At 62.4% G+C, this 12,599-nt stretch carries 8 protein-coding genes; 4 read left to right on the top strand and 4 right to left on the bottom strand.

The window, feature by feature from the left end; all coding sequences use genetic code 11:
- Positions 1 to 3: 3 nt before the first annotated feature.
- Positions 4 to 612 (bottom strand): transcriptional repressor LexA, encoded by a 609-nt coding sequence (gene lexA, locus M5C71_RS15135; RefSeq protein ID WP_103496730.1) that lies wholly within the window; start codon positions 610 to 612, stop codon positions 4 to 6.
- A 239-nt stretch (positions 613 to 851) separates the two neighbouring features.
- Here lexA and M5C71_RS15140 point away from each other — a divergent pair, with 239 nt between their 5' ends.
- The 3 genes from M5C71_RS15140 (at position 852) to M5C71_RS15150 (ending at position 3,526) form a co-directional block, all read left to right on the top strand.
- Positions 852 to 1,568 (top strand): TetR/AcrR family transcriptional regulator, encoded by a 717-nt coding sequence (locus M5C71_RS15140; protein ID WP_103496731.1) that lies wholly within the window; start codon positions 852 to 854, stop codon positions 1,566 to 1,568.
- A gap of 205 nt (positions 1,569 to 1,773) precedes the next feature.
- Positions 1,774 to 2,772: a beta-N-acetylhexosaminidase gene (gene nagZ, locus M5C71_RS15145; protein WP_248768157.1), complete on the top strand. Its 999-nt coding sequence runs from the start codon at positions 1,774 to 1,776 to the stop codon at positions 2,770 to 2,772.
- A 10-nt stretch (positions 2,773 to 2,782) separates the two neighbouring features.
- Positions 2,783 to 3,526 (top strand): S-methyl-5'-thioinosine phosphorylase, encoded by a 744-nt coding sequence (locus M5C71_RS15150; protein WP_103496733.1) that lies wholly within the window; start codon positions 2,783 to 2,785, stop codon positions 3,524 to 3,526.
- Here the strand turns inward: M5C71_RS15150 and M5C71_RS15155 are convergent.
- From M5C71_RS15155 to mfd, 3 genes are read right to left on the bottom strand one after another with little or no spacing between them, the layout of a single operon-like run.
- Positions 3,523 to 6,216, bottom strand: coding sequence for a DEAD/DEAH box helicase (locus M5C71_RS15155; RefSeq protein ID WP_248768158.1), 2,694 nt, complete (start codon positions 6,214 to 6,216; stop codon positions 3,523 to 3,525). The two genes, M5C71_RS15150 and M5C71_RS15155, sit on opposite strands and share 4 nt — an antisense overlap.
- A gap of 19 nt (positions 6,217 to 6,235) precedes the next feature.
- Positions 6,236 to 6,802, bottom strand: coding sequence for a CsiV family protein (locus M5C71_RS15160; RefSeq protein WP_152737319.1), 567 nt, complete (start codon positions 6,800 to 6,802; stop codon positions 6,236 to 6,238).
- 10 nt (positions 6,803 to 6,812) lie between these two features.
- Complete coding sequence (gene mfd / locus M5C71_RS15165; protein WP_103496735.1) at positions 6,813 to 10,262, bottom strand: transcription-repair coupling factor; 3,450 nt, start codon at positions 10,260 to 10,262, stop codon at positions 6,813 to 6,815.
- A gap of 351 nt (positions 10,263 to 10,613) precedes the next feature.
- On the opposite strand from mfd, the gene M5C71_RS15170 reads away from it, so the two are divergent.
- On the top strand, positions 10,614 to 12,077 hold the full coding sequence (locus tag M5C71_RS15170) for a glyceraldehyde-3-phosphate dehydrogenase (protein ID WP_103496736.1): 1,464 nt from the start codon (positions 10,614 to 10,616) through the stop codon (positions 12,075 to 12,077).
- Positions 12,078 to 12,599: the final 522 nt, after the last annotated feature.

Raw genomic sequence — 12,599 nt, forward strand, 5'->3', positions numbered from 1 at the left:
CCTTCAGCGGCGAATAACGCCGACACTCAAACCTTCGATGACGAAGTCCTGGTCTTTCAGGTTGACTTCGATGGGGGCGAACTCGGGGTTTTCCGCCAGCAGCCAGACCTTGCTGCCTTCGCGCTTGAAGCGCTTGACGGTGACGTCGTCGCCGATCCGCGCCACCACGATCTGGCCGTTGCGGGCTTCGCGGCAGGTGTGTACGGCCAGCAGGTCACCGTCGAAAATGCCGACGTCCTTCATGCTCATGCCGTGAACGCGCAACAGATAGTCGGCCCGGGGATGGAAGAAGGTCGGGTTGATGTTGCAGGATTCCTCGACGTGCTGCTGGGCGAGAATCGGCGCACCGGCAGCCACGCGGCCGATGATCGGCAGGGTGGATTCATCGCTCTTGGCTTCGAAGCCGGGGATGCGAATGCCGCGGGATGCGCCCGGGGTCATTTCGATCGCACCCTTGCGGGCCAGGGCCTTGAGGTGCTCTTCGGCCGCGTTCGGTGACTTGAACCCCAGCTCCAGGGCGATTTCCGCGCGGGTCGGCGGATAACCATTGTCATCCAGGCATCGTTTGATAAAGGCCAGAATCTCGGCTTGGCGTGGCGTCAGTTTTATCATGTTGAGCGCTCTGTCTTTTTATACAGTGACTGGGATTATATACAGTGCAAGGCGCTTGGCAATCCTCCTTTTTCTCGTGTCCGCCGGACGGTCTCCGGGCTATGGCCGCCGAGGATGGCTACAGGCCAGGATTTGTATGATTTAATGCTCGACCGGTGGGCCACGAACGGACCGCCAGACTTGACATTCCCAGGGCTGAAACGTATGTTTCAAACAAGTGTTTGTCAGGCGGAGTAACCATGGCCCAGTCGGAAACCGTTGAACGCATTCTCGATGCTGCCGAGCAATTGTTCGCGGAAAAAGGTTTCGCCGAGACCTCATTGCGGTTGATCACCAGCAAGGCGGGGGTCAATCTCGCGGCGGTGAACTACCACTTCGGCTCGAAGAAGGCCCTGATCCAGGCGGTGTTCTCGCGTTTCCTCGGCCCGTTCTGCATCAGCCTCGACCGTGAGCTGGAGCGACGCCAGGCCAAACCCGAGGTCAAGCCCGGGCTGGAAGAGCTGCTGGAAATCCTCGTCGAGCAGGCGCTGGTGGTACAACCGCGTAGTGGTAACGATCTGTCGATCTTCATGCGTTTGCTGGGCCTGGCCTTCAGCCAGAGCCAGGGCCACCTGCGGCGTTACCTGGAAGACATGTACGGCAAGGTGTTCCGACGCTATATGCTGTTGGTCAACGATGCCGCGCCACGGATTCCACCGATCGAGCTGTTCTGGCGCGTGCACTTCATGCTCGGCGCGGCGGCGTTCAGCATGTCGGGTATCAAGGCCTTGCGGGCGATTGCCGAGACCGACTTCGGGGTCAATACCTCCATCGAGCAGGTCATGCGCCTGATGGTGCCGTTCCTCGCGGCCGGCATGCGTGCCGACAGCGGTGTCACCGATGCCTCCATGGCGGCGGCGCAACTGCGCCCGCGCAGCAAGTCGACACCGGCACCGGCTGCGGCTGCCAAGGTTTGATAAGGTACGGGTGGGCGCGCCGGCTTTGATCCGCTAAGCTGCCGCCCATGCCTGATTTCTTTTTGTTCCAAGCCTCCCTTGCCCGTTCCCGCTTGCCTGGCGCTGTCCATGGCAAGGCGTTGCCGTGCCTGTCTGTCGCCGCCTGGCGTGCAGGTCCGCGAGGGCAATGGGCACTTTTGTCCAAGGATTCCCTATGAGTACTGCCCTGCAAGGCTCCCTGATGGTGGACGTCGCCGGTACCTGGTTGACGGCTGAAGATCGCCAGTTGTTGCGCCAGCCGCAAGTCGGCGGGTTGATTATCTTTGCGCGCAATATCGAGCACCCGCGCCAGGTTCGCGAACTGAGCGCGGCGATTCGCGCCGTGCGCCCGGACCTGCTGCTGGCGGTCGACCAGGAAGGCGGACGGGTGCAGCGCCTGCGCCAGGGCTTCGTACGCTTGCCGGCGATGCGCGCGCTTGCCGACAATCCGAACGCCGAATACCTGGCCGAGCAGTGCGGCTGGCTGATGGCGACCGAGGTGCTGGCGGTGGGCCTGGACCTCAGCTTTGCGCCGGTCCTGGACCTCGACTACCAGCGCAGCGCGGTGGTCGGCAGCCGCGCCTTCGAGGGGGATCCCGAGCGTGCGGCGTTGCTCGCCGGAGCCTTTATCCGCGGTATGAACAGCGCCGGCATGGCCGCCACCGGCAAGCACTTCCCCGGCCATGGCTGGGCCGAAGCCGACTCCCATGTGGCGATTCCCACCGATGAGCGCAGCCTGGATGAGATCCGCGTCAATGACCTGCTGCCTTTCGCCCGCTTGAGCAAACAGCTTGCTGCGGTGATGCCGGCCCATGTCATCTATCCACAGGTCGATGCGCAACCCGCCGGTTTCTCGCGCCGTTGGCTGCAGGAGATCCTGCGTGGCGAATTGCAATTTGACGGGGTTATCTTCAGTGATGACCTGTCGATGGCCGGTGCCCATGTGGTTGGCGACGCCGCGAGCCGGATCGAAGCGGCGTTGTCCGCCGGCTGTGACATGGGCCTGGTGTGCAACGACCGTGCGGCCGCCGAGTTGGCCTTGAGTGCCGCCCAGCGCCTGAAGGTCCAGCCGTCGCCGCGTATTGCGCGGATGCGCGGCCAGGGGTTCGCCCGCACCGATTATCGCCAGGATCCACGCTGGTTGTCGGCGTTGATGGCGCTTAAAGATGCTCAACTGATTGACTGAGGAATCCCGCATGACGGTTTACGCGATTATCGGCGGCACGGGCCTGACCCAGCTCGAAGGCTTGAGCATTCGTCAGTCGTTGACGCTGGATACGCCCTACGGCGTCCCTTCGGCGGATATCCAGATCGGTGAATACGCCGGGCGTGAAGTGCTGTTCCTGGCGCGTCATGGGCATCCGCACCGTTTTGCGCCGCATCAGGTGAACTACCGGGCCAACCTGTGGGCGCTGAAACAGGCGGGGGCCGAGGCGATCCTGGCGGTCAACGCCGTGGGCGGGATTCATGCGGCAATGGGCACCGGGCATTTCTGTGTGCCGCATCAGTTGATCGACTACACCAGCGGTCGCCAGCACACCTATTTTGCCGATGATCTGGAGCAGGTGACCCATATCGATTTCAGCTATCCCTACAGCGAAGGCCTGCGGGCACAGCTGATTGCGGCGCTGGCGGCCGAGGGGTGCGCCTATAGTAGTCATGGCGTCTATGCCTGCACCCAGGGGCCGCGCCTGGAGACAGTGGCCGAGATCGCCCGGCTGGAACGCGACGGCTGCGATATCGTCGGCATGACCGGCATGCCGGAAGCCGCACTGGCCCGCGAGCTGGAACTGGACTATGCCTGCCTGGCATTGGTGGTGAACCCGGCGGCGGGCAAGTCGACGGCGGTGATCACCATGGCCGAGATCGAGCAAGCCTTGCATGACGGCATGGGCCAGGTGAAGTCGACCCTGGCGCGGGTGCTCGCGGCGGGCCGTTAACGACCGGCTTTCTTGTCCGGCAGCGGCGCGAACAGGGCTTCGATATCGTCGTTCTGCAACTGCCAGTCGCCGGCCTGACGGCCGTCGAGCACACCGGCGGCCAGGTCCGATTTTTCCCGTTGCAGGTGCTGGATCTTTTCCTCCACCGTGCCGCGGGCAATCATCTTGTAGACGAACACCGGCTTCTCCTGGCCAATCCGATAGGCGCGGTCGGTGGCCTGGTGTTCGGCGGCCGGGTTCCACCACGGATCGTAGTGGATCACCGTGTCGGCTTCGGTGAGGTTCAGCCCCACGCCGCCGGCCTTGAGGCTGATCAGGAAAATCTGCAACTTGCCGCTCTGGAAGTCCTTGACCGGCGTGCGCCGGTCACGGGTCTGCCCGGTCAGCAGCGCATAGGCCACCCCGCGTTTACGCAACTCCACCTCGATCAGTGACAGCATCGAGGTGAACTGCGAGAACAACAGGATCCGCCGCCCTTCGTCGAATAACTCCTCGAGCATCTCCATCAGGCTGTCGAGCTTGCCGGAGGCGCTGCCGCGCGCGGGCAGGGGCGCGTCGTTGACCAGGCGCAGGTCGCAGCAGACCTGGCGCAGCTTGAGCAGCGCCTCGAGGATGATGATCTGGCTGCGGGCCACGCCCTTGCGGGTGATCTCGGCGCGGACCTTCTTGTCCATGGCCAGGCGCATGGTCTCGTAGACATCGCGCTGGGCCTCGTTGAGTTCAACCCAGTGGATAATCTCGGTCTTGGGGGGCAGTTCGGTGGCCACCTGTTCCTTGGTGCGGCGCAGCAGGAAGGGCTTGATCCGGCCGTTGAGGTGTTGCAGGCGGACTTCACTGGCGTGTTTTTCGATCGGAGTTCGATAGTCGCGATTGAAGCTTTTCACGTCCCCCAGCCAGCCCGGCAACAAAAAGTGAAACAACGACCAGAGCTCGCCCAGGTGGTTCTCCAGCGGCGTTCCGCTCAGGCACAGGCGTTGCCGCGCATCCAGTTCGCGGGCGGCCTGGGCGGCCTTGCTGCCGGGGTTCTTGATGTACTGCGCCTCGTCGAGTACCAGCACGTGCAGCGGCTGGGCCTTGAGCAGCTCGATATCCTTGGGCAGCAGGGCATAGGTGGTGAGCAGCAGGTCGTAATCCTGCAATTGCTCGAAATGCTTCTTGCGTCCGGCACCGTACAGCGCCAGCACCTTGAGCTGCGGGGTGAAATGCGCCGCCTCGTCCAGCCAGTTGGGAATCAGGCTGGTGGGCATCACCACCATGCAGGGACGGTCCAGGCGCCCGGCCTGCTTTTCGCTGAGAATGTGGGCCAGGGTCTGCAAGGTTTTTCCCAGGCCCATGTCATCGGCCAGAATGCCGCCGACTTCCAGTTGCCGTAGCGACTGCATCCAGCTCAGGCCTTCGTGCTGGTAAGGGCGCAGCGTCGCGTTGAGGCCTTCGGGGATCGCCGCGCTGTAGTCGCGGATATCCCGCAACCGCTGGGCGAAGCCACGAATCTGTTCGCCGCCTTCCCAGAGCAGCGACAGCTCGTCCAGCGGGTTGAGCCGGGTCGCATCGGCATGGCTCAGGCGCAGGCGGGTGGTACCGGGCTCCTGCAGGTAGAACTCGCCCAGGGTGTTCAGCACCGGCCGCAGGCGCCCATAGGGCAAGGCGACTTGCAGCGGCCCGTGGTTGCCGGCGGGGGAGGCCGGGATATTCACCAGGATCAGTTCGTCGTCGCGGCGCCGGGCCAGGCGCTCGGGATTGAGCAGTTCGGTATGCGAGCGCACCAGGTTCAGCAGGATCGGCAGCAGGCTCAGGCGCTCGCCATTGACGATGATCCCCAGCTCCAGGTCGAACCAGTCGCGTTCGGGGGCTTCGTCGACCGTGGCGTACCAGTCCTCCACGGGGCTGAGGTCGAAACCGAAGTCCTCCTCGATCTGCAATTCCCAGCCCTGGGCGCGCAGGCCCGGCAGTTCGTTGAGGGTGAAATTCAGCCAGGCGCTGTCATTGACCATTTCGAACAGCTCGCCGGCACTTTCCGGCAATGCCTTGCTCTGGCGCGTGGCGATCTTGAACCCCAGCAGGCGCAATTGCTCGCGACAGGCCTTTTCCGCGTCAAGCTGACGCTTGATACGCAGGCTCTGGTGTTCCTGGCGCAGGATGATATCGGCGTTTTTCTGCCCGCTGACGTACTCGCCCAGGTACTCGAAGGAGAGGGCCGCACGGTGCTGGATATAGCGCTGCATCCGCCCGTTGCGCGGCTCGAAGGCACTGAACTCGATGCTCGCCAGCCACAGGCGTGGCACCGGCATCAGGTCGTCGATCTGCTGTTGTGGCAAGGGTGACGGCGTGCGCGCATCCAGTACCGCCTGGAGTTTTTCCAGCAATTGGGCGTCTTTTTCCGCCGCCGGGTAGGCCAGGGTTTCCTGGACCTGCAGCAACACCGCGGCGGTGTGCTTGCAGCAGCTGCGCACCGGGCAGGTACAGGTGGCGTCGACCACCAGCAGCGTGCCTTTGGCGGACTCACGCAGGTGAATGGTCTGGCGATAGGTATTGCCGCCCGAGCCTTCGCAACTGGCGGTAATGGTGCTGTCGCCGGCCTGGACGATCCTCACGCGGTTTTCCAGGGCGTAGCGCCGGCCCCGTTCGAGGCTCTGTTCCTTGAAGCGACTGACCCAGGACGCGGCGAGCGGTTTGGTCAGGGCGGGCGTCAGGGACGAGGGCATCGGACGTTCACTGGTCGAGATTCTGTGACGGCGCTTCGCGTTTCGATGCGGCGAGTGAGGTCACCTTGAGCAGCAGGGCGAGGTGGCCGGCATCGAGGAAGTTGAGTTGACCGTTCTTGGTCTGGCTGGTCTGGTTCAGGCGTTCGCTGGCACTGACCACGCCGTTGCTGTCGAACTGGTTGACCCAGAACTGTGCCTGCACGTCGGTGAAGCGCTTGAGGGTCAGGCTCAGCGTACCTTCTACCGGGAACTGGCCGAACTGTTCCTGGCCTTCGGTGATCGAGACCAGGCTCGGCTGGTCGCTCAGGGGTTGCTGCCAGGCCTTGTGCAGCAGCACCTCGTAGTTGCCGCTGGCGCCGAGCTTGGCGGTCATCTCATTGAGGCTGGGGGTGCGCTCCTGGTCGGCGGTGACCGGTTTGGCACCCTTGGCCCAATCCTCGGGCGCCGGTTGGCTCTGGAAGGGTTGCTCCAGGTTCTGCCGGATCAGGATCATTTCGATCTGATACAACTCGTCGGCCAACGCCGCCGGGGCGATCAGGACCAACAACAAGGCCAGCGAGGGTATCAGGCGCATACGGCGTCCTTCAGGCAGTTTTCGGGGTGAGGCGTTCGAACAGCGCCTCCAGTGTATTAAAGCGTTCTTCAGCACGTTCCATCGGTACCATGAACTTGAACAGGGTGGCACCTTCGAACTTGTAGCGGTTGGGCTGGCCCTGGATCAACTTGATCAGCGACAGCGGATCGACCGGGGTGTCCGCGGCGAACTCGATGCGCCCACCTTGCGGACCGCCATCGACCTTCTTGATACCCAACTGCTCGGCCTGCAGTTTGAGCAGGGTCAGGCGCACCAGGTTCTTGGTCGGTTCCGGCAACAGGCCGAAACGGTCGATCATCTCCACCTGCAGGTCCTTGAGACCCTCTTCGTCGGTCGCCGAGGCGATGCGTTTGTAGAGGATCAGTCGTGCATGCACGTCCGGCAGGTAGTCTTCGGGGATCAGTGCCGGCAGGCGCAGGTTGATTTCCGGACCACCGCCCAGGGGCTGGTCGAGGTTGGGTTGCTCGCCCTTGCGAATGGCCTTGACCGCACGTTCGAGCATTTCCATGTACAGGGTGAAGCCTACCGCCTGGATCTGCCCGCTCTGACCGTCGCCCAGCAGTTCGCCGGCGCCACGGATTTCCAGGTCATTGGTGGCAAGCACGAAGCCGGCCCCGAGGTCCTGGGTATTGGCGATGGCCTCCAGGCGTTTTTCCGCGTCGGAAGTGATCTGCTGGCGACCCGGGGTCAGCAGGTAGGCATAGGCCTGGTGGTGACTGCGTCCGACCCGGCCGCGCAGCTGGTGCAACTGGGCCAGGCCGAACTTGTCGGCACGCTCGATGATAATGGTGTTGGCGCTCGGCACGTCGATGCCGGTCTCGATGATGGTCGAGGCGATCAGCACGTTGAAGCGCTTGTGGTAGAAGTCGCTCATCACCTGTTCGAGATCGCGTTCGCGCATCTGCCCGTGGCCGATGCCGATGCGCGCTTCCGGCACCAGTTCGGCGAGGTCGGCGGCGCATTTCTCGATGGTCTTCACATCGTTGTGCAGGTAGTAGACCTGGCCGCCGCGCAGCAATTCGCGCAGCAGGGCTTCCTTGACCGTGCTCTTGTTCTGCTCCATGACGAAGGTGCGCACCGACAACCGGCGCGCCGGCGGGGTGGCGATGATCGACAGGTCGCGCATGCCCGATACCGCCATGTTCAGCGTGCGCGGGATCGGCGTGGCGGTCAGGGTGAGGATGTCGACTTCGCTGCGCAGGGCCTTGAGCTGTTCTTTCTGGCGCACGCCGAAACGGTGTTCTTCGTCGATGATCACCAGGCCCAGGTTCTTGATCTTCACATCGTCCTGCAGCAGCTTGTGGGTGCCGATGACGATATCGATCTTGCCTTCGGCGAGGTCGGCCACCGCGGCGTTCACTTCCTTGGCGGACTTGAAGCGGCTCATCACTTCCACGCTCACCGGCCAGTCGGCGAAGCGATCGCGGAAGCTGTTGTAGTGCTGCTGGGCGAGCAGGGTGGTGGGCACCAGGATCGCCACCTGCTTGCCGCCGTGCACGGCGATAAACGCCGCGCGCATGGCCACTTCGGTCTTGCCGAAGCCGACGTCGCCGCAGACCAGGCGGTCCATCGGCTTGGGCGCGAGCATATCGGCGCGCACGGCGTCGATGGTGGTCTGCTGGTCCGGGGTTTCCTCGAACGGGAAGCCGGCGCTGAAGGTGGCGTAGTCGGCTTTCGGGTCGGCGAACGCATAACCTTCGCGGGCGGCGCGGCGGGCATAGATGTCGAGCAGTTCGGCGGCGACGTCACGGACCTGTTCGGCGGCCTTGCGCTTGGCTTTCTGCCAGGTTTCCGAGCCCAGCCGGTGCAGCGGGGCGAGGGCGTCGTCGCTGCCGGTGTAGCGGGCGATCAGGTGCAGGTTGGCCACCGGCACATAGAGCTTGGCGCCCTCGGCGTAGGCCAGGGTGAGGAACTCGGCGACCTGGTTGTCGATCTCCAGGGTCGCCAGGCCCAGGTAGCGGCCGACACCGTGGTCGATATGCACCACCGGTGCGCCTTCGCGCAGCTCGGTGAGGTTCTTGATCACTGCGTCGTTGTTGGCGTCGGCGCGTTTTTCCCGGCGCCGGCGCTGCATCACGCGCTGGCCGAACAACGGGCTTTCGGCAATCAGCGCCAGGGCCGGATCGTCCAGCACCAGGCCTTCGTCCAGCGGCGCGATGGTGATTGCCAGGCGATCCTTGCCGGCGGCGAAGTCCGGCCAACTGTCGACGGTCTTCGGCCGCAGTTTCAGGCGTTCGAGCAGTTCCAGCAGGACTTCCCGGCGCCCGGCGGATTCGGCGGTGAACAGCACGCGACCAGGGAACTCGTCGAGGAACGCGGAGAGGGCCGCCAGCGGCTGGTTGGCCTTGGCCTCGATCGCCAGGTTCGGCAGTTCACGGGCGGCGAAGCGTTCACGGCCGATGCCGGTTTCCACGTCCTGCTGGCTGGCGACCACCCGCGGCCAGCTTTTCAGGCGGGCGAAGCAGTCTTCCACCGGGAGGAACAGCTCGGCCGGTGGCAGCAGTGGCCGGGTCGGGTCGACGCGACGCTCCTCGTAGCGGTTGCGCACATCGTTCCAGAAGTTTTCCGCCGCCTGCTCGATGCCCGGCAGGGAGAACACCTGGGTGTCCTGGGGCAGGTAGTCGAACAGGGTCGAGGTTTCCTCGAAGAACAGCGGCAGGTAGTACTCGATACCGGCGGGGGTGATCCCGCTGTTCAGGTCCTGGAAGATCGGGCAACGGCGGAAGTCGACATCGAAGCGTTCGCGAAAGCGCGCCTTGAAGCGGGTGACCGCTTCTTTCTGCAGCGGAAACTCCTTGGCCGGCAGCAGGCGCACCGAATCGACCTTGTCGATGGAGCGCTGGTTTTCCGGGTCGAAGGTGCGCAGCGTCTCGATCTCGTCGTCGAACAGGTCGATGCGGTAGGGCAGTTTGCTGCCCATCGGGAACAGGTCGATCAGGGCGCCACGCACGGCGAACTCGCCATGCTCGTAGACCGTGTCGACGCAACGGTAGCCGGTGGCCTCCAGCCGCGTACGCATCTGCTCCACATCGAGCTTCTGGCCGATATCCAGCACCAGGCTGCTGCCCAGCAGGAACTTGGTCGGCGCCAGGCGATGCAGGGCGGTGGTGATCGGCACCACCAGTACGCCATGGACCAGCTCCGGCAGCCGATAAAGGCTGGCAATGCGCTGGGAGATGATGTCCTGGTGCGGCGAAAACAGATCGTAGGGCAGGGTTTCCCAGTCCGGGAAATGCAGCACCGGCAAGTCCGGGGCGAAGAAACTCAGCTCCTGTTCGAGCCGTTCGGCACTTTGGCTGTCGGCGGTCAGCAGCAGGGTGAAGCGCTTGGCAGCGCTGGCAGCCTCGGCAATGGCCAGGCTCAGGGCGGCACCGGGGAGATTGCCCCAGTGCTGTTTACCTGCCGCGGCAGGGAGAAGCGGTAGACGCAGAACGGGCACGGAAGGTTGAGCTCCAAGCGTTGCGACAAAGTCGGTAATTGTAACGGTCCCGGGTGCCGCCTGTCAGTTGCAGACTGTTTCTATTACGCATTGAGGGAAATGTAGTGGCTAAGACAAAAAATAGCGCTTTTCGACCCATTATGTAGTGCCGTATCGGGCGTATGTTTTGGAGGGTTACGGACAAGTCGCCCATGAGCACTCATTTTGTGCCCTGCTGCAAGCCGCGTATTTACTGGGCTGGCGCGGGGTGCGTTTTTTTCAAAAGGGTTTTTGTTGCTGGATGCACGACAGGCGCGCATTGCTCGCAGGGCCACTCGGCGGCATAATGTAGCCCCTTTTTTCAGCCCCTACATGTGGAAGGTTCCCGTGACTCAGAAGCCCGACCAGTGTCTTGGTGAGTGGATTGATCGTGAAGCGCTTGCAGAAGCGATGATCCCGCTTATCGGTCAGCTCTACCGCAATAACAATGTGGTGAGTTCGATCTATGGCCGCAGCCTGATCAACCAGTCTGTCATCGCGATTCTCAAGGCTCACCGCTTTGCTCGCCATCGTCAGAGTGATGATGTCGAACTGTCCGTCCACGAGACTTTCCCGCTGCTCAAGGCGATGAGCGAGCTCAAGCTGGGTGCCGCTTCGGTGGACCTGGGCAAGCTGGCCGTGAAATTCAAGACGCAAGGCAACGGCCGTAGCGCCGAACAGTTCGTTCGCGAAGAACTGGCCGATGTGGTTGGCCAGCAAAGCGCTGGCGGTCGCAAGGGCACTGATGTGGTGCTGTACGGTTTCGGTCGTATCGGTCGCCTGCTGGCCCGTATCCTGATCGAGAAAACCGGTGGCGGCGACGGCCTGCGTCTGCGTGCCATCGTGGTGCGCAAGGGCGCCGAGAACGACCTGACCAAGCGCGCCAGCCTGTTGCGTCGCGACTCGGTGCACGGTTCCTTCAACGGCACCATCACCATTGACGAAGAAAACAACACCATCACCGCCAACGGTAACCTGATCCAGGTCATCTACGCGAAGAACCCGACCGAGGTGGACTACACCCAGTACGGCATCAAGAACGCCCTGCTGGTGGACAACACCGGTGTATGGCGTGACGCCGAGGGCCTGGGCCAGCACCTGGCCTGCCCGGGGATCGACCGCGTTGTCCTGACCGCACCGGGCAAGGGCAAGCTGAAGAACATCGTGCATGGCATCAACCATGGCGAAATCACCGCCGACGACAAGATCGTTTCCGCGGCGTCCTGCACCACCAACGCCATCGTGCCGGTGCTCAAGGCCGTCAACGACAAGTTCGGCATCGTCAACGGTCACGTTGAAACGGTTCACTCGTACACCAACGACCAGAACCTGATCGACAACTTCCACAAGGGCGATCGCCGTGGCCGTAGCGCCGCGCTGAACATGGTGATCACCGAGACCGGTGCCGCCACCGCTGCCGCCAAGGCCTTGCCTGAACTGGCCGGCAAATTGACCGGTAACGCGATCCGTGTGCCGACGCCAAACGTATCGATGGCCATTCTCAACCTGAACCTTGAGAAAGCCACCACTCGCGAAGAGATGAACGAGTACCTGCGCTATATGGCGCTGCACTCGGATCTGCACAAGCAGATCGATTTCGTCAATTCCCAGGAAGTGGTCTCCACCGACTTCGTCGGTTCGCGCCACGCTGGTGTGGTCGACGCTGAAGCGACCATCTGCAACGATAACCGTGTTGTCCTGTACGTCTGGTACGACAACGAATTCGGTTACAGCTGCCAGGTGGTTCGCGTGATGGAAGACATGGCCGGGGTCAACCCGCCTGCGTTCCCGCGCTAAGCAATAGCTGCACATCAAAACGCCCCGACTTGTCGGGGCGTTTTCATTGGGGCCTGAGTGACGGATTTATAACAGGTGTTGTTTCGATGCTTTGAGCGGGGCGGTGTTGTTATATCGCTTTCATCTGGTAGGTTGTTTTGCTGAAATCATATCAATATAGAGGTGTTTTTCATTTTGTTTTTCCAGGCAATTAAAATACTAGAGAAAATAATTGGTTGCTGATCATTGGGTGGGGGTCGTCCATTTAATGGATCCCATTTACGGGGTGCTACATAATTGGCGTCATCAAGTTTCCGATGTTCGGGCGCTTGACACTGGGAAAAACTGAACTTAGTGTCGCCACTGACAACGCCCAAACTATTCCAAGGGATAGCTATCAAAATGCCTGCGTTTAGCCATCAGGCAAGGGTGGAAGTCGCCAGGTTCCTTTCGGTCATAAACAGGCAACATAAGTAGTGGATAAGTGGTCACTATGAGCGGATGCCAACTTCCAAAAAGACAGGAATATCATTCCTGCTCACA

The sequence above is a fragment of the Pseudomonas sp. MWU12-2345 genome (assembly GCF_023242385.1).
GTDB lineage: Bacteria > Pseudomonadota > Gammaproteobacteria > Pseudomonadales > Pseudomonadaceae > Aquipseudomonas > Aquipseudomonas gingeri_D.